Origin of the sequence: Duganella sp. 3397, assembly GCF_031456625.1 — a bacterium.
Taxonomy (GTDB): domain Bacteria; phylum Pseudomonadota; class Gammaproteobacteria; order Burkholderiales; family Burkholderiaceae_D; genus Rugamonas; species Rugamonas phyllosphaerae.
The window spans coordinates 874356-892416 of the sequence record NZ_JAVDVB010000003.1 but is presented as its reverse complement, the minus strand read 5'-3'; the positions used below and the strand labels follow the sequence as shown (position 1 = coordinate 892416).

The window sequence follows — 18061 nt, the reverse complement described above, 5'->3', positions numbered from 1 at the left end:
GACGTTGATAGGCTGGGTGTGGAAGTGCAGTAATGCATTAAGCTAACCAGTACTAATTGCCCGTACGGCTTGTCCCTATAACCTTAGCAGGTTATAGAGAATAAGAAGTGCGTTGGAACGTTCGTTGATACAACAACTTCATTACCCCAGTATTTAATACTGCTACTTGCTTCTCCCAGATTCTGGGCAACGTTGATCAACAACGCGGCCCGTACAGTTCAATGCCTGATGACCATAGCAAGTCGGTCCCACCCCTTCCCATCCCGAACAGGACCGTGAAACGACTTTGCGCCGATGATAGTGCTGCAACCAGTGTGAAAGTAGGTTATCGTCAGGCTAGTTATATAGAGAAAGCCCCAACCAGTGATCTGGTTGGGGCTTTTTTGCGTTTGCCAAGTTTTAAAAAAAGCCCGACATAAAAGATGGGCACAAAAAAAGCGCTTCCGAAGAAGCGCTTTGGTCTGGCTAGTTAATTCAGCCTTCCTTTTCCGGCAGTGCGATCTGGTTGTCCACGCTGAACTGGTAGTCCTTAAATACGTGCTCGGCGGTTAACAGCTGGTACTCGCCGTCGGCCTTCTTGTGCGTGGTGTCCTTCAGGCGGTACGTGTAGTGGCCGCAGGTCCAGCAGTTGAAGTTGCGCATGTGCGTGCACAGGCAGGTCTTGTCCATTACCGACACCACTTTCAGCTCGGGGTGAGCCGCTACTTCGCGGTTGTACGAGTTGATATAGGCGCAGTTGCCGGTCGCGTCGAGCAGGTAGCCATACGATTCGCAGCCAGGACGGATGCCGGCGCCGATCGCTGGCGTGCTCTTGAGCATGCGCATCGGGTAGCCGGTAGGCGAGACGCCGTTGACGATGATGTCGTCCTCGGTGGCGCGGATGTATTCCTGCTTGACCTTGGCCGGCAGGCCGCATTCGTTGGTGATGGTGAAGCGCGTAGCCACCTGCACGCCTGCTGCGCCGGCCTCCAGGAAGCTGACGGCGTCGCTGCCGGTGAAGATGCCGCCAGCGGCGATCAGCGGAATGTCGAGGTTCTCGGTCTTCAGGTAAGCCAGCAGTTCCTTAGTGATGGTCATCAGGTCGTAGTCGGCCCAGTCCATGCCAAAGCCCAGGTGGCCGCCGGCCAACGGGCCTTCGACGATGATGAAGTCGGGCAGTCGGTCGAGCTTGGCGTTCTTGCGCAGGAAGATCTGCAGCGCGCGTACCGACGACACAATGATGCCCAGCTTGGCTTCACGGAAGCGCGGGTGGTCGGCCATCAGCGCGAAGGAGCCGAAGTGCAGGCCGGCCGACAGCGTGATGCCATCGATGCCGGCGTCGAGGGCTGCGTTCAGGCGGGTGCGCAGGGTTTCGCGCGGACCATTCATGGTCAGCTTTTCCATGCAGTTCACGAAGATCAAGCCGGGGCCCTGCTTGGCTTCCATGGTCTTGCCAATGTGCAAGCGTTGGGCCTCGGCCAGGCGCTCGAGGTCGAATTGCACCACCGATTTGTCCGAATTATTGATGTTGAACTTGTAGAGCTTGGTTTTATCCTTGACGAAGCTGGTATCGAAACGACGGTCCGATACGTCTTCCACCATGGCGTCCGAGATATGGCCGATGCCGCCCAGGCGCGCGGTTTCCAGCGCCAGTTCCGACGTCGAAATATCGACACCCATTCCGCCGACCATGATGGGCACGTATTCGTTATTGCCAAATCGCAGGCGGAAATCATCAACACGTTTCATTGCTATCCTTAGACTACCGAAGTTGTTGCCGGCGGTGGATGCTGCCGGCGGTATGCAGAGAGTTTGATTGCGCGGTAGCAGCGGGCGCGGAGGCTTCATTCTACTCCAGCCGTGCTACAGCCTTGTGACGGCGCGGTGTCAACCGCGCGGCGGGATCAGTCGCGGAAGTTGTTGAACTCCAGCGGCATGTCCGGCACATCCTTGCGCAGCATGGCCATCGCCGCTTGCAGGTCGTCGCGCTTGGCGCCGGTGACGCGCACCGATTCGCCCTGGATGCTCGCTTGCACCTTCATCTTGCTGTCCTTGATCACGCGTACGATCTTCTTGGCATCGTCGGTCTCGATACCGTTCTTGACCTTGATGACCTGCTTGACCTTGTCGCCGCCGATTTTCTTGATATCGCCGTCTTCCAGGAAGCGGACGTCAACCTTGCGCTTGGCCAATTTGTTGGTCAGCACGTCACGTACCTGGCTCAACTGGAACTCGGAATCGGCAAAGGCGGTCAGTTCGTTGTCCTTTTGCTCGACCCGCGCGTCGCTGCCCTTGAAATCGAACCGGGTGGTGATTTCCTTGTTGGACTGGTCGACCGCGTTTTTCACTTCGATCATATCGGCTTCAGAAACTACATCAAACGACGGCATGGCTATTTCCTTTTCGTGTGGCATGCAGGCGTGTGCAACAACCCCTGCATCAAAGTCTGACATTTTAACGGACAACAGCACGCAAGCCGCCATATGCCAAGTGGTTTTTTGTGCGTTTCCCTCTATAATCGACTAAATTTATCGGTTTTTTAGTCCATGCAGCCACTCTCATCCGTTCAATATCAATTCCCCCTGCAGTCCCTCAATACTTTCGGCATAGCGGCCCATGCGCACGCGTATTTGCGCGTGACAAATACCGAGCAGTTGATCGGCGTTTATGCAGATGCCCATTGGCGCGCTTTGCCGCGACTGGTTTTGGGGGGCGGCAGCAATGTGCTGCTGACCGGCGATTTCTCAGGCCTGGTATTGCACCTCGCACTCGAGGGAAAACAGGTGGTCGGCGGCAATGAAACCCATCATTTCGTTCGCGCTGCGGCCGGTGAGAACTGGCACGCCTTCGTGCAATGGACCCTGGCCCAGGGATTGGGCGGACTGGAAAACCTGTCGCTGATACCGGGCACCGTGGGCGCATCGCCTATCCAGAATATCGGTGCGTACGGGCTGGAAATCAAGGACGTCTTGCACAGCGTGACCGTGTTCGATCCGCGCGACGGCATCACGCGCACCATGAATGCGGCGGCGTGCGGTTTTGCTTACCGCGACAGCGTGTTCAAGCGCGAAGCGGGCCGCGACCTGGTGATCCTGGACGTGACGTTCGCGCTGCCGCGCTCATGGCAGCCGAACCTGCGCTACGCGGAACTGGCGCAGGCCGTGGCCGAACAAGGATACGCCGTGCCGACCGCACAGCAGGTGGCCGACACCGTGATCGCGATCCGCCGCCGCAAGCTGCCCGATCCGGCGGTGATCGGCAATGCCGGCAGCTTCTTCAAGAACCCGGTGGTATCGAGAGCGCACTGCGCAGCGCTGCTCGAGCGTTTTCCGGCGCTGGTACACCATGCGCAGCCCGACGGCAGCGAGAAGCTCGCTGCGGGCTGGCTGATCGATCAATGCGGCTGGAAGGGGCGTAACCTGGGCGCGGCTGGCGTGTACCCGAAACAGGCGCTGGTGCTGGTCAATAACGGTGGCGCCACGGGGGCGGAGGTGGTGGCGCTGGCCCAGGCGATTCAGGCCGATGTGATGGCAAAGTATGGCGTGGCGCTGGAGGCGGAGCCGGTGTTTGTATGATGGCAGATCACAGGTTCCATGGATTCCCGCTTTCGCGAGGATGACGTGCCAAGGCCGCACACTGAAATTCCGTCATCCTCGCGCACGCGGGGATCCATACTGAATATGCTTTAGCCGAAGCTGCAAACGTAGTCCAGGGTTTCGACCGTCTCGATATCGAACGACGAATCACCGACGATGCTGAACTGGTCGCCGGCCGAATAAGTCTTCCACTCTTGTTCACCAGCCAGGCGCACCTTGCACACGCCACTGACCACTTCCATGATTTCCGGCGCGCCGGTGTTGAACTTTAGGGTGGACGGGAAAATCACGCCCACGCTTTTCTTGCTGCCATCGGCAAAGATGATGTTGTGCGAGACGCATTTGCCGTCGAAGTAGACATTGGACTTCTTGACGACGCTGACTTGATCGAATTGAGTACTCATGCTGCTGGTTTCCTTAATGTGATACGGGGAGGGGACCAGGCAGCTGGGCCGCGCTTTGGACGCGGTTGCGGCCCGCCGTCTTGGCGGCGTACAGCGCCTGGTCGGCGTGCTGGATCAGTTCATCGATGGTCGACTGCGGCGACGGCACCACGCTGGCCACACCGATCGACATCGTCACGCAGGACAGGTCGGTGGTCGCTTGCGGGTTTTCGATGGCTAACTGCTCCAGGTGTCGGCGGCATGACTCGGCCACGATCAGTGCCCCAGCCAATGGTGTCTCCGGCAGGATAATGACGAATTCCTCGCCGCCATAGCGCGCGGCCAGATCGGCCGGGCGCTTCAGGTGTTCGGTCAATACGGCGGCCACTTTCTTGAGGGCGAGGTCCCCCGCCAGGTGGCCGAAGCTGTCGTTATACACCTTGAAAAAATCGACGTCGCACATCAGGATCGTGAGCGGCTTTTTATCGCGCTGCCCGCGCTGCCATTCGATGCGCATGGTGTCGTCGAAGCGGCGGCGGTTGGCGATACCGGTCAGGGCGTCGAGCGCGGCCAGTTTTTGCAGTTCGATATTGGCGTCGGCCAGGCTTTTCTGGCTCTCGCGCAGGAAGCGGAACGCCTGGTCGCGCTGCAGGCGGCTGATATGCGCGCCCGAGTGGTAGCGCACGCGCGCCAGCAGCTCGAGCTTGTCGGGCAGCTTGACCATGTAGTCGTTGGCGCCGGTGGCAAAGCTGTGCGCCTTGAGCTTGGGGTCTTCCTTGGCTGACAACACGATCACCGGCACATGGCGCAGCGACTCGTCACCGCGATACAGCTGGATCAGGCCGAAACCGTCGATGGCCGGCATCACCAGGTCCTGCAGGATCACCGTCGGTTGCAGCTGCACCGCAGTTTGCGCCGCCAACGTGGCGTCGGTGACGTAATGGAATTCGATATCGGATTGGTCGCTCAACATGCGCCGCACGGCTTCGACGATGATCAACTGGTCGTCAACCAGCAGCACCCGGACCTTGAAGGCGGTGAGCGCCTGTTCAGGGTCGAATGGGGCTGCGGCGATTGCGGGTGCTTCGGACATCGATACTCTCTTTCTCGCAGCCCGCTACGTGCGGCTGCCCAATGTGCTGCGCAGGACCGGTCCGATCCGCGTCAGCGGTAAAATCATTTGCGCCGCATCGAGTTCGGCGGCGGCGCGCGGCATGCCGTAGACGGCGCTGCTGGCCTGGTCCTGGGCGATGGTCAGATAGCCGGCGCGGCGCATCGCCAGCAAGCCCTCGGCGCCGTCGCGGCCCATGCCCGTCAACAGCACGCCCACCGCCGCGCCTTTCCAGCGCTGCGCCACGCAGTGGAAGAACACATCGACCGACGGCCGGTATGCATAGTCCTTGGGGTTGGCATCGTAACGCAAGCGCAGATTTTGATCCAGCGTCAGGTGGTCGTTGCTCTTGGCAATGAGGACCACGCCAGCTGCCAGCTCGTCGCCTTCTTCGGCGGTACGCACCGGCATGTCGAGCTGCTCGCCGAGCCAGCGCGCGAAGTTGTTGGCGAAGTGCTCGTCGATGTGCTGCACCACCACCACCGCGCAGCCGCGTGGCGCCACCCAGCCGGCCAGCATCTTGGAGACCGCCACCGGGCCGCCGGTAGAGGCGCCAATGGCCAGCAGCGAGGTGACCGGCACCGCTGCATCGGCATTGTCCGCGACGGCCGCCGGGTTGCTGCCGGCGAGCGACGTGCGCGGCGCCATGGCCTGGTTGCCGCCGCTGTGGCGTATCAGCTTGTCCATGGTACGGATCTTGGCCAGCAGTTCGGAGTCGCCACCGGGCTGGCCTTGCAGCACCGGCGTGGCGGTGACGTCGAGCGCACCCGCGCCCAGCGCCCGGAATACCTGGTTGACGTTGTCCTGCGGCCGGCCGGTCACGATCAGGATCGCGCACGGGCTCTGTTCCATGATCTTGCGGGTGGCTTCCACGCCGTCGAGCTCCGGCATGTTGAGGTCCATGAGGATCAGGTCGGGCCGGTTTTCCGCGCACATGCGCACCGCCTCCGCGCCAGTGCGGGCGATCCAGAGCACCTGGTGTTCGGCGGTGCTGGCCACCACGCGCCGCAGCGCTTCGGCTGCCATGGCGACATCGTTGGCGATGGCGATTTTCATCTGTGGGCGTCTCCAATCAGGTCGCTGACAGCATCGAGCAGCGTCTCGTCGTGGAAGCTGCCCTTGGTCAGATAATAGTCTGCGCCGGCCGACAGTCCGCGTGCGCGGTCCTCCGGCCGATCTTTATAAGAGACTATCATGACTGGCAGCTTGTGGAGGTGGATATCCTTCTTGATCAGTGCGACCAGCTCGATTCCGTCCATGCGCGGCATGTCCACGTCGGTGATTACCAGGTCGTATTCGCCGCTGCGCACCACGTTCCAGCCGTCGATGCCGTCGATTGCGATATCGACCAAAAAGCCCCGGCTTTGCAGCAGCTTGCGTTCCATTTCGCGCACCGTGAGCGAATCGTCCACCACCAGCACGCGCTTGGTCTTGCGGCGCTCGGTGTGGTCGGCGCGGGTAAGCTGGTGCAGGCCGCCGTCGTGCAGCAGTTTGTCGATCGACAGCAGCAGGTCGGGCACGTCGAGGATCAGTACCGGGTCGCCGTTGTCGAGCAGGGCGGCAGCCGAGATGTCACGCATCTTGCCGAAGATCGGATCGATGGCCTGCACCGCCAGGCTTTGCTCGCCGCTGATCGCATCGACCACCAGCGCATAGCGGCGCGCACCGCTGCCGATCACCACCACCGACAGTTCCTCCGACGACGCATCGGTGTCGCCAAGTTCCAGCACCTGCGCCGCCGACACCAGCCCCAGGTGCTCGCCGCCGAAGTCGAAGAACTGTTTATTTTCCAGCGTATGGATGGTCGATTGCGGCACCTTGATCACGCGCTCGACCTGCACGATCGGCACCGCGTAAGCCTCGCCCTTCACATCGACCACCAGCGCCCGCACGATCGACTGCGTGAGCGGCAGGGTGATGAATGTGCGGAAGCCCACGCCCAGTTCCGACTCGATGCGCACGGTACCGTTTTGCGAGCGGATGGTTTCGTGGACGATATCGAGCCCCACGCCGCGCCCCGAGATCTCGGTGGTGTTTTCCTTCAGGCTGAAGGCCGGCAGGAACAGAAACTCCATCAGTTCCGCGCCCGACATGGCCGCTGCCATCGGCGCGCTGGCCATCTTGCGGTCGATGACGCGGGCGCGGATTTTTTCCAGGTCCACACCCTTGCCGTCGTCGCTGATCTCGATACTGAGCATGCCGGCGCGGTGTTTCGCCTCGAGCACGATGGTGCCGGCGCCGGGTTTGCCGGCGGCAATGCGTTCCACCGCGCTGTCCATGCCGTGGTCAATGGCGTTGCGCAGCATGTGGTTGAGCGGGCTTTCGATACGGGCCAGGATGTCGCGGTCCACCAGCGTGTCTTCGCCGATGATCTGCAACTGCACGTCCTTGCCGAGGCTGCGGGCCAGGTCGCGCACCATGCGCGGGAATGGCTGCACGCCGTCGCGGAATGGTCGCATGCGCATGGTCAGCACCTCGTCCACCATGCCCTGCGAGACTGCCAGCACGCGCCGCTCGTACGCCTCGGTGTCGGCAATGTGCTCGAGCACGAACTGCTTGAGCGGCTGGGTCTTTTGCAGCGCCAGCAGGGATAATTCCTTGAGCTTCGGGTCGCTGCTGTTGGAGATGGCCTCGTGCAGCTGCTCGATTACCGTCGCCAGGCTGGCCTGGTTGCGCTTGAAGCGTTGCAGGCTCTGGATGAACGGATGCATCTGGTGGGCGTTGATGCGCGACTCGCTGGCCAGCGACAGCAGCTTGTCGAAGTTCTGCGCCTTGGCGGCGGCGCCCGGCGCCGCGCGCCGATCGACCGGCGTTTCCTCGGCCGGCGCCGGCGCCGGCTCGATTGGCAGCTCGCCGACCGGGAACGCCGGCGGCGGCACTGGCACTGGCGCAGTTGCAGGCGCAGCCTGCTGCATCCACCCCATCTCCGCCTGCAAATTGACCGGTTCCGGCAAAAACGCGATGGTGGCGATCGAGTCGAGCGTCTGCCTGATCAGGGTTTCGTTGGCGGCCAGCCAGGCATTGACGCCGCTGTCCTGCAGGCGTGACAGTTGCAGGATCAGGTCCACCCCGGCCAGCAGCACGTCCACCCGGTTGGGCGTGAGCGCCAGCTTGCCATGCTGCGCGGCGATGAAGGCGTCTTCCATGCTGTGCGCTACCTGCACCACCACGTCGAGCCCGACGATGGACGCCGCCCCCTTGATCGAGTGCGCCGCGCGCATCATGGCTTCCACCGCACCGGCGTCGTTCTTCAGCCGCTCCATGGCCAGCAGGCCGTCGGTGAGGACTTGGGTCTGGCTGTCTGCCTCCATGCGGAACAGGTCCAGCATCGAAAATTGGCTCAGGTCTCCGCCCATGCCGCCGTTATCCTGGCTCATCGCAGCGTCCTCGCAAGTTGGTAGCCGATCAGCGCCGCGTCCAGCACGCCCACGTGCATGTCGGCGATCGAGATCACGCCCGATAAAAAGCGCGACAGCCCCTTGTTGATGGTGGCGGCTGGCGCCTGCACGGCGGCCGTCGCATAGCGCTCGATGCCGTGCAGGTCGGCCACCGGCAGCGCGTACGCCTGGTCTTCCCAGCGGATCAGCAGCAGCCGCGCAAAGGTGTGGCGGTGGTTAGCTGCTTCGCCCTCGCTGTCGTCGATGCCCAGCAGGGCGGCGAGCGACATGCACGGGTACAGGGTGCCACCGACGTTGACGATGCCGGTCAGGCCGCGGTCGGTGCGGTGCGGCAGCCGGTGCGGCTTCGCTTCCGGCGCCACGGCCACGAACAACTTGGTCGGCAGCGACAGCCATTCGCGGCCGATGCGAAACACCAGGCACGAGGCGTCCAGCGCCTGGGTGTCGATGGCGGGCTGGCGGAAGTGCGCCGCCCATTCAGCCTTGTAGCCGGCGCCCACCGCGCGCTGCAGATTGCGCTGGGCGGCGCTGGCGTACACCTCGCAGTTACGGCAGTGAATGTGCTGCGCCAGCTTCTCGCAGGTCTGGTCGCCGGCCACGCCGATGCGGTTCCAGCAATCGTCGATTTCAATCGCATCGGCGGGGACTAAGGTGGTCGTCATGTCGGGGCGCCCTTGTTCTTAAGATGCCTGCTGGCGTTTGTAGATGCGGGCGGCGCGCGCCTTGAGCGCGCTAGCGGTGGCCGCGTCGCCACTGGTGTCGGCCAGCAGCGCCAGGTGGCACAGCGCTTCGTAGTGGTCGGGCTGCAGGTAGATGCAGCGCTTCCAGTAGTCCTGCGCCTGCACATGCTTGTTCGTCAGCTCGTTGATCAGGCCGAGGATGAAATACGCCTCGGCCGACTCCGGGTGCTGCGCCAGGTGGTCGCGGCAATCGCGCTCGGCTTCCTTCAACTGGCCCAGGTCGGCCAGGCGGCGGGCGCCGGCCAGCAGGTCGCGGCCTGGGGCCGCCCTGGCAGCTGGCGCCTTGACGACAGCGGCAGTGGGGCGCTTCAAGGTCGTGGCAGTGGCAGGCGCTGCCGCCACCGGCATGGCCGGACGCGCAATCCGCACAGCAGGCGCAGGCACAGCGGGAGCCGGCACCACGCGCGCCTTCTTGCGCGCGGCCGCCTCCGCATCCTTGATCAACCCAAACGCCTGCGCGTACGGCAGCGGTGCGAAGCCGTTGGCGCACAGCGACGGCACTTCGGCATAGCCGACGAACAGCAGGCCATCGCGCTTGAGCATGGTGTCGAGATTGCGGATGGCGGCACTGGTGGTAGGCTTGTCGAAGTAGATCAGCAGGTTGCGGCAAAAGATCACGTCATAAAAGCCGGCGCGCCTGGCCATGGTCATTTCCAGCACGTTCCCCTGGTGGAAGCGTACCTGCTTGCGCACCGCGTCGCTGATGCGCCAGGCGTCCTTGCCAAGTTCACTGAAGTGACGCTGGCGGAACGCCAGGTCCTGGCTGCGAAAGGCGTTGCGCCCGTACACGCCGGTCTTGGCGCGCGCCACGCACACCGGGCTGATGTCGAAGGCATCGACCATGAAACGGTCGGCCGGAATGCCGGCGTCGAGCAGCACCATCGCCATCGTGTACGGCTCCTCCCCGCCGGCGCACGGCAGCGACAGCACGTGGAACAGGCGGTTCGGTTCGACCAGCGTCTGCTGTTTCAGGTAGTCGGCGGTGGCGTGAAAGGCCTGCTGGTCGCGGTAGAACCACGATTCCGGCACCACCACCAGTTCCACCAGCGCCGTCAGTTCTTCCGGCGTCATGCGGCCCAGGTAATCGTCGGTGTCGAGCGCGCCGCTGGAGACCACGCGCGCGCGGATGGCGCGGTCGACGACCTGCTTCGACAGGTTCAACCCGGTCGCCGCGCGCAGCATGATCTGGGCCGGCGTGGTCATTGCAGGTCCCCAGCGTTGGGAAAGAGCGCAATGCGCAGCGCCGGCGTGAGCAGCTGCTCGAGCTCCACCAGTTGCAACATGCCGCGCCCGTCGCCGGCCACCTGGCCCAGGAACGGCGCTGCCTTGACGCCGCTCTCGGTCAACTGGTCGTCACGCACTTCCTGCACGCCCTGCACGCGCTCGGCGCGCAATCCCAGCAAGTGCACGGTGCCTTCCGGTGCGCGGTAGTCGGCCACGATGATGCGCGTGTCGAAATGGTCGGCGCCGGGCGGCAGGCCGCTGGCCAGGCACAGGTCCACCACCGGCACCGAGGCGCCGTGGTAGTCCATCAGCCCCACCACCGGTGCGGGCGCCAGCGGCAGATGCTTGAGATCGAGCAGCGGCACCACGCGCACCACGTCGCGCAGGCGCAAGCCGTAGCGGTCGGCGCCGATGTGGAAGACAAGCAGTTTCATCGCGCTCAGACTGCGACGGCGAAGTTGGCCACGCTGGTCTGCAGGTCGCCGGCCGCGTATTGCAGCTGGTGGACCGCTTCGCTGGTGGCCTTGAGCGACTCCACCGTTTGCTGGGTGGCGTCGTTCAGCTGCATCATGGTGGCGCTGATCTGCTCCGCGCCCACCGCCTGCGACTGCATCCCTTGCAGCACGGCGTCGAATTGCGGCGCCAGTTTCTGCACCTGGTCCATCACGCCGGAAAGCTGGTCGGTGACCTGGCGCACTTCGCCCACGCTGCGGCGGATCTCTTCCGAGAATTTGTCCATGCCCATCACGCTGGCCGATACCGCCGACTGCATTTCCTTGAGCATCTGCTCGATGTCCCAGGTGGAGACCGAGGTCTGGTCGGCCAGGCGCCGAATCTCGGTGGCTACGACCGAGAAGCCGCGACCCGCTTCGCCGGCCTTTTCCGCCTCGATGGCGGCGTTGAGCGAGAGGATATTGGTCTGGTCGGCCACCTTGGTAATGGTGATCAGCACGCTGTTGATGTTCGAGGCCTTTTCCGACAGCGCGGCCAGCTTGGCGTTGATCGAATCGGTGGCGCTGACCATGTGCTGCATGGTGCTGTCCATGCGGCGCAGGTTGCCCTGGGCGTCGGCGGTGGCGGTGGTGGTGTAGTCCGCCACGGCCGTGGCTTCTTCCATGGTTTTGAGCAGTTGCGAGGCATTGGCCGAGATTTCCTTGGTGGTGCTGAGAATTTCCACGCTGGTTTGCGCCTGTTCGATGCCGGTCGCTTCCTGCTGCTTGGCCGAGGCGGCGATTTCGGTGGCCGACGTGGTGACCTGGATGCCGGCCTTTTGCACGTTGTTGAGCAGCGCACGCAGGTTTTCGAACATGCGGTCGAGGCCTTGCGCCAGCTGGCCGATGGCGTCGGTGCCGGTCACTTCGATGGTGCCGGTCAGATCGCCCGAAGCGGCTTTCGACACCACGCCCAGCAGCGCATCGACCTTGGCGCGCAGCTCGTCGCCCACGGCTTTTTCCTTGGCCTGGCTGTCCTCGATCGACTGCGCCATGCGGTTGAATTCCTCGGTGACCTTGCCCAGTTCATCGTTGGCCAGCACCTCGGCGCGCGCACCCTGGTCGCCGCGGGCGATGCGGCCGACGGCGGATGTGAGGTTCGACAGCGGATTGGTGAGCGAGGCGACCAGCAGCCAGGCCACCAGGGCGCCCAGCAGCACGCAGGCCATGCCGCCCACCGTGATCACCAGCCGCATGCTTTCCTGCAGGCTGGCCGAAGCTGCCGAGCGCACGCCAAGCAGCCGGTGCTCCTCGGTGGTGGCGTCGTTCATGAATTTATAGATCTCGCCGATCGCGGAATTGCTGGTGCCGGCCAGTTGCGGCGTGCGTCCCATGGCGTCGGCGGCGCCGGGCTTGTCGCCCATTTGTTCGCGCATGACCAGCTGCGATTCGATCACGTCCTTGCTCCAGGCATTGATCATGGCTTCCAGCTTGCTGAAACGGGTGGCCTGTTCAGGATTGTCGCGGGTGAGCTTTTGCAGGGTCTGGATCGATTCCGGAATGTCGCGCTGTTCCTTGCGGGTGCGCTCGAGGCGCGTGGTGTTGCCGGTGAGGTAATAGCCGCGCGCTTCCACCTGCACTTGCAGCAGGTCGTTGCGCAAGCCGTCGATGGCCTGGATCACGTCCATCGTGTGGCGGTCCCACTGGTTGGCTTCGGAGAGACTATTGAAACGGTTGTAGGCGATGATCAAGAGCGCCAGGATGATGGCCAGGATGGCGCCGAAGCCCAGGTATAGTTTGCGTTTGATGCTCAAGTCTTTAAACATGGTTTCTCCGAGGCGCCGATAGATGGTGTCGCATTGTCCCATGGTAATGGTGCAGGAACAAAAAAAAAGCCGCTCAGCGAGCGGCTTTTCATGGGGCGGTCCGTTGTTTATTGGCCGCGCTTGAGGCGTGCGTTGGCGGCGATGCGCAGGCGCAGGGCGTTCAGCTTGATGAAGCCGCCGGCGTCGGCCTGGTTGTAGGCGCCGCCGTCTTCGTCGAAGGTGGCGATGTTCATATCGAACAGCGAGTCGGTCTTCGAGTCGCGCGACACGACGATCACATTGCCCTTGTACAGTTTCACGCGTACCCAGCCGTTGACGGTCGCTTGCGTGTGGTCGATCAGCGTTTGCAGCGCCACGCGCTCCGGCGCCCACCAGTAGCCGTTGTAGATCAGCGAGGCGTAGCGTGGCATCAGGTCGTCCTTCAGGTGGGCCACTTCGCGGTCCAGCGTGATCGACTCGATGGCGCGGTGGCCCTTGAGCATGATGGTGCCGCCCGGGGTTTCGTAGCAGCCGCGCGATTTCATGCCGACGTAGCGGTTTTCCACCAGGTCGAGGCGGCCGATGCCGTGCTTGCCGCCGAGGCGATTGAGTTCGGTCAGCACGGTGGCCGGCGACATGCGCACGCCGTTCAGTGCCACGATGTCGCCTTTTTCGTATTCCAGGTCCAGGTATTCCGCCTGATCGGGCGCCGCTTCAGGGCTCACGCTCCAGCGCCACATCGATTCCTCGGCTTCAGCGCTCGGGTTTTCCAGGTGACGGCCTTCGAACGAGATGTGCAGCAGGTTGGCGTCCATCGAGTACGGCGCGCCGCCGTTCTTGTGTTTCATGTCGATGGCGATGCCGGCGTCTTCCGCGTACTTCAGTAGTTTTTCACGCGACAGCAGGTCCCACTCGCGCCATGGGGCGATCACTTTCACGCCGGGTTTCAAAGCATAGGCGCCCAGTTCGAAGCGCACCTGGTCGTTGCCCTTGCCGGTGGCGCCGTGCGAGATGGCGTCGGCGCCGGTCTCGTTGGCGATTTCGATCAGGCGCTTGGCGATCAAAGGACGGGCGATCGAGGTACCCAGCAGGTATTCGCCTTCGTACACGGTATTGGCGCGGAACATCGGGAACACGAAGTCGCGCACGAATTCTTCGCGCACGTCGTCGATGTAGATGTTCTCTGGCTTGATGCCGAACTTGATCGCCTTGGCGCGTGCCGGCTCCAGTTCTTCGCCCTGGCCCAGGTCGGCCGTGAAGGTGACGATTTCGCATTGGTAGTTATCCTGCAGCCATTTGAGGATGACGGAGGTATCGAGGCCGCCCGAGTAGGCGAGGACTACTTTTTTAATATCGCTCATGCTTGATTCCAGGTGTGTGAATTGATTGATTGTTTATGCGGGAGTGTCGAGGCGACCGAGCAGCAGGTACTCGATCAGCGCCTTCTGGATGTGCAGGCGGTTCTCGGCTTCGTCCCAGACCACCGATTGCGGTCCGTCGATGACTTCCGCCGCCACTTCCTCGCCACGGTGGGCGGGCAGGCAGTGCATGAACAGTGCGTCGGGTGCGGCGCGGGCCATCTTGGCGCCATCGACGATCCAGCCGTCGAATGCTTTCAGGCGCGCGGCGTTTTCTTCTTCGTAGCCCATGCTGGTCCACACGTCGGTGTTGACCAGGTGCGCGCCGGCGCAGGCGTCGGACGGGTTGGCGAAGAACGTGTAGCGGTCGGTGGAAACGAGCGACATGTCCATGTCGTAGCCCTTGGGCGTGGACACGTTGACGTGGAAGCCGAATACCTCGGCCGCCTGCAGCCACGAGTACAGCATGTTGTTGGCGTCGCCGATCCACGCCACCGTCTTGCCGGTGATCGGGCCGCGGTGCTCGTAGAACGTGAAGATGTCGGCAAACACCTGGCACGGGTGGTGCTCGTTGGTCAGGCCGTTAATCACCGGCACGCGCGAATTGGCAGCGAAGCGCTCGATGATGTCCTGGCCGAAGGTGCGCACCATGATGATGTCGCACATGCGGCTCATGACCTGGCCCGCGTCTTCCACCGGCTCGCCGCGTCCCAGTTGGCTGTCGCGCGTGTTGAGGTAGATGGCGGCGCCGCCCAGCTGGTGCATGCCGGCTTCGAACGACAGGCGGGTACGGGTGGAGTTTTTCTCGAAGACCATCACCAGGGTGCGGTCGATCAGCGGATGGTAAATCTCGTAGTTCTTGAACTTGCGCTTGATGAGGTGCGCGCGTTCGATCACGTACTCGTATTCTTCCAGCGTGAAGTCGGAAAACTGCAGGTAATGCTTGATCTGTTTTTGGATAGGCATAGTGGCAACTGGCAGGTGAGCTGGCCTGGGACTCGATACCCGGCCGGCTGAACCGGTCAATTATAAAGGCAATTCAAACAATATGGCCCGTTTACGGCCGATCCACGAAAGATTGTGCTGGTAATCCAGCCCCTTTCAGTGATAGATCTGCGCTGCTGCCGGCCCACGTGCGGCGGGCGCCACCAGCGGCAGGTCCAGCGTGAACACGGTGCCGGCCGCCGAACTGCGTACCGTGATCTGCCCGCCCAGCAGCGACGTGACGATGTTGTAACTGATCGACAGTCCCAGCCCGCTGCCGCCTTGCCCCAGCTTGGTGGTAAAGAACGGATCGAAGATGCGCGACATATTGGCCGGCGCGATGCCGCCGCCGTTGTCGCCGAACACCAGCTGCACCCGACCCGGTGCGTCAATGGCAGTGGAAGCGTGCAGCCACATGCGGCCCGCCGCGTCCCTGTCGAATGCGTGCAGCAACGCGTTGTTGATGAAGTTGGCGATTACCTGGCCCAGCGGGCCAGGGTAACTGTCCATGGCGATATGCGGCGGCACGTCTGTCTCGATGCGGTGGCTCGAGGCGCGGATGCGGTTCATCATGGTGGCGATCACTTCGCCGGCCACCTGCTGCAGGTCGAAGGCGCGGCGCTGCTCGGTGGTGCGGTCCACCGCCACCTGCTTGAAGCTGTTGACCAGGTCCGCCGCGCTGTTCAACCCACGCATCACCAGCTCGTGGGCGCGCGCAGCGTCATCGAGATACGCCGCCAGCTCGGAGCGGCGCAAGCCCGGCCCGCTGACTTGCTGCGCCAGGTCCAGGGTTTTCTGGTGCAGCGTGCTGGCGATCAGCAGGCTGTTGCCGATCGGGGTATTGAGTTCGTGCGCCACGCCGGCCATCAGGGAGCCCAGCGCCGCCAGCTTTTCCTGCGACACCAGCTGGGTTTGCGCATCCTTCAACTGGGCGTAGGCCTGGGCGTTGTCGAGCGCGATGGCGCCGTAGGCGCACAGGGTGCGGAAGATCAGGCGCTCACGCTCGCGGTAGGCGCGCGCGTTGGAGGCCTGCACCGTCATCACGCCCAGCGTGCGCTCCCCGACCACCAGCGGCACGTACAGCGCACACGCCATGAGCAGGGTGCCGGGGGCTAGAAAGATGTCGTCGGGGCCCACGTCCTCCACGTAGATCTCGCGCCGCTCGCGCAGGCAGCGCGCGGCGTTGGCGCGCGGGTTGTCCACGGCGATGGCGTTGTCGGGCAGGGACTTGCCGTTCTCCACGCCGAAGGCGCGGTTGAGGGTGTCGCAACCGGGATCGCACAGATAGATGGCGAAGCTGTTGGCCGTCAGCAGCGCCTGCACGTGACGGTTGATGGCCTTGAACACGGCGTTGGCGTCGAGGTGGGTGGTGATCTCCTGGCCGATGGCGGACAGCCGCTCGAGCGTGGCGGTGGTCTGTTGCAGCACGCGGGCGCGGCGCGCCTCGGACGCGGCCAGTTCGCGGTGGTGCTGGCCGTCGGCACGCGCGCGTTCGGTCTGCTGGTGCACCTGCATGGCGATGGCGCGGTTGGTCGCTTCGCGGCTGTGGGTGGTGCGGCGCGCAGCCGCTGCCGCCTGGGCCGATTCGTAGGCGCGCTGGTACTGGCCGGTTTGCGCGTATTCGTGCGCCAGCGTCTCCAGCAGGTCGCCCGGCAGCGTATAGCCTTCGATATGCGCGGCCAGCGCCAGCGCCTGGTGCAGGTAGTGCAGGGTGGCGTTCTGCTCGGTCATGCCGGGCGGCGGCGGCAGCGCGTGGCGGGTGTGGATCACCGACAGCACGCGCAGCGTGCGCACATGGTTGTTCAGGTTGGACTGCGCCTCGGCCAGCGCGATGGCGTCTTCCGCCACCGCCAATGCTTCCTGCGGCCGGTCGAGGAAGCACAGCGCGTGCGCCTGGCCGCGCCGGGCCGCGCACATCAGGTCGGCGTGACGCAGGCGCGCGGCGCTGTCCTGCAACTGGCGGAAGGACTCGAGCGCGGCGGCGTAGGCGCCGGTGTCGAGTTGCAGGTCGCCCTGGAACTGCAGCGCGGTGGCGTAGCTGCGGGCCTCGCGCAGTGGCGTCAGCACATCGAAGGCTTCGTCCAGCAGGGCGGCGCTGGCCTCGAGCTGGCCCAGGCGGCGCATGGTGTCGGCGGTATGCGTGAGGCACACGCCGATGCTGCGCGGCCAGTTGGTCGGGCGTGCCATCTCCAGCGCGCGCTGCATCCATTCGAGCGCGGCGCGGTGGTCGTTGAGGTTGGTGAAATCGATGCCGATGTTGATGGCGGCGGTAATCGCCGCGCGCAACTGGCCGCTCACGCGCGCCGCCTCGTACACGCGGGCGAAATGGCCGGCTGCCGTGCCATAGTTGCTGCCCTGGGTGGCGGCAGTGCCAAAAAAGTCCAGCACCCATACCGCCAGCGCCGGATGCAGCTGGGCCGGATCCAGCGTTGCGAAGCGGTCCGACCAGCGGGCTTCGGCCGTGCAGCGGTTTTCCATCACCGCCCAGCGCGCGATGGCTGCCTCGGCGCAGGTGGCGCGCAGGTCGTCAGTCTCCTCCGCGCCCACGCCGGGCCGGCGCGCAATGGCGATCATGTGTTCGAGGTGTGCATTGCCGCGCTGGTGGTCGCCGCTATCGATGGCGATCCAGGCGCGCAGCCAGCGGGTGTCGGCCACGCCGCGCCAGTCGCCGCAGGCCAGCATCTGGGCGCCGATCTCGATGGCCATGCGCTCGGCGGCAGCGAGTTCACCGGCCAGCCAGGCCGCTTCGGCCGCCACCAGCTCCAGCCGCGCGGCAGTGGCCGACAGGTCGGGCGGCGCCAGGCCGGCGGCGAACAGCAGCACCAGCCCCTCGCGGGCCAGGGCCACGGCGCGCGCGCTGTCGCGCTGGCGCAAGTGCCAGGCCAGCGGCACCAGCACCGCCAGCCGCTCGGCGCCGGAAAGGCGCAGCAGCACGGTTTCCCACTGGGCTACTTCGTCGTCGAGTACAAACAAGTCCATCGCGATCCCTTAGAACTTTACCTGCCGCGCAGCGAGGGTGGGCTGCCTGCGTTGGTATTGCTACCGAGAATTA

General features: G+C 63.9%; 14 protein-coding genes and 2 rRNA genes. 3 read left to right on the top strand and 13 right to left on the bottom strand.

What is annotated here, in order from left to right; translation table 11 throughout:
• Together J2X54_RS12715 and rrf are read left to right on the top strand one after the other, a co-directional pair.
• A 23S ribosomal RNA gene (locus tag J2X54_RS12715) occupies positions 1 to 77 on the top strand; the annotation flags it as partial.
• Positions 78 to 224: 147 nt separating this feature from the next.
• A 5S ribosomal RNA gene (gene rrf, locus J2X54_RS12710) occupies positions 225 to 337 on the top strand.
• 137 nt (positions 338 to 474) lie between these two features.
• Here rrf and J2X54_RS12705 read toward each other — a convergent pair.
• Both J2X54_RS12705 and J2X54_RS12700 read right to left on the bottom strand, forming a co-directional pair.
• Complete coding sequence (locus J2X54_RS12705) at positions 475 to 1728, bottom strand: nitronate monooxygenase (protein WP_310181147.1); 1254 nt, start codon at positions 1726 to 1728, stop codon at positions 475 to 477.
• A 155-nt stretch (positions 1729 to 1883) separates the two neighbouring features.
• Complete coding sequence (locus J2X54_RS12700; RefSeq protein ID WP_019924851.1) at positions 1884 to 2369, bottom strand: YajQ family cyclic di-GMP-binding protein; 486 nt, start codon at positions 2367 to 2369, stop codon at positions 1884 to 1886.
• 156 nt (positions 2370 to 2525) lie between these two features.
• Between J2X54_RS12700 and murB the strand changes: the two genes are divergently transcribed.
• Entirely contained in the window at positions 2526 to 3554 is a 1029-nt protein-coding gene (gene murB / locus J2X54_RS12695; protein ID WP_310181144.1) for a UDP-N-acetylmuramate dehydrogenase, read from the top strand.
• 110 nt (positions 3555 to 3664) lie between these two features.
• Here murB and J2X54_RS12690 read toward each other — a convergent pair whose 3' ends face one another.
• The 11 genes from J2X54_RS12690 to J2X54_RS12640 form a co-directional block, all read right to left on the bottom strand.
• Entirely contained in the window at positions 3665 to 3979 is a 315-nt protein-coding gene (locus tag J2X54_RS12690; RefSeq protein ID WP_070251122.1) for a pyrimidine/purine nucleoside phosphorylase, read from the bottom strand.
• Between the two features lie 13 nt (positions 3980 to 3992).
• Positions 3993 to 5051: a diguanylate cyclase gene (locus tag J2X54_RS12685; protein WP_310181141.1), complete on the bottom strand. Its 1059-nt coding sequence runs from the start codon at positions 5049 to 5051 to the stop codon at positions 3993 to 3995.
• Positions 5052 to 5075: 24 nt separating this feature from the next.
• Positions 5076 to 6125: a chemotaxis-specific protein-glutamate methyltransferase CheB gene (cheB, locus tag J2X54_RS12680; protein ID WP_310181140.1), complete on the bottom strand. Its 1050-nt coding sequence runs from the start codon at positions 6123 to 6125 to the stop codon at positions 5076 to 5078.
• The gene (locus J2X54_RS12675) at positions 6122 to 8446 is read right to left on the bottom strand and encodes a hybrid sensor histidine kinase/response regulator (RefSeq protein WP_310181139.1); all 2325 of its coding nucleotides are present in this window, start codon (positions 8444 to 8446) and stop codon (positions 6122 to 6124) included. Before J2X54_RS12675 ends, cheB begins: the two co-directional genes overlap by 4 nt.
• Complete coding sequence (locus J2X54_RS12670; protein WP_310181138.1) at positions 8443 to 9129, bottom strand: chemotaxis protein CheW; 687 nt, start codon at positions 9127 to 9129, stop codon at positions 8443 to 8445. Before J2X54_RS12670 ends, J2X54_RS12675 begins: the two co-directional genes overlap by 4 nt.
• Before the next feature lie 18 nt (positions 9130 to 9147).
• The gene (locus J2X54_RS12665; RefSeq protein ID WP_310181136.1) at positions 9148 to 10410 is read right to left on the bottom strand and encodes a protein-glutamate O-methyltransferase CheR; all 1263 of its coding nucleotides are present in this window, start codon (positions 10408 to 10410) and stop codon (positions 9148 to 9150) included.
• A complete protein-coding gene (locus J2X54_RS12660; RefSeq protein WP_310181134.1) occupies positions 10407 to 10865 on the bottom strand; it encodes a chemotaxis protein CheW in 459 nt (152 codons plus the stop codon). The genes J2X54_RS12665 and J2X54_RS12660 overlap by 4 nt, the downstream gene beginning before the upstream one ends.
• A 5-nt stretch (positions 10866 to 10870) precedes the next feature.
• The gene (locus J2X54_RS12655; RefSeq protein ID WP_070251132.1) at positions 10871 to 12688 is read right to left on the bottom strand and encodes a methyl-accepting chemotaxis protein; all 1818 of its coding nucleotides are present in this window, start codon (positions 12686 to 12688) and stop codon (positions 10871 to 10873) included.
• A gap of 107 nt (positions 12689 to 12795) precedes the next feature.
• Positions 12796 to 14028 (bottom strand): argininosuccinate synthase, encoded by a 1233-nt coding sequence (locus J2X54_RS12650; RefSeq protein ID WP_070251134.1) that lies wholly within the window; start codon positions 14026 to 14028, stop codon positions 12796 to 12798.
• Positions 14029 to 14061: 33 nt separating this feature from the next.
• Entirely contained in the window at positions 14062 to 14991 is a 930-nt protein-coding gene (argF, locus tag J2X54_RS12645; RefSeq protein ID WP_310181130.1) for an ornithine carbamoyltransferase, read from the bottom strand.
• A 135-nt stretch (positions 14992 to 15126) separates the two neighbouring features.
• Positions 15127 to 17988, bottom strand: coding sequence for an ATP-binding protein (locus tag J2X54_RS12640; protein WP_310181128.1), 2862 nt, complete (start codon positions 17986 to 17988; stop codon positions 15127 to 15129).
• Between the last annotated feature and the right edge of the window lie 73 nt (positions 17989 to 18061).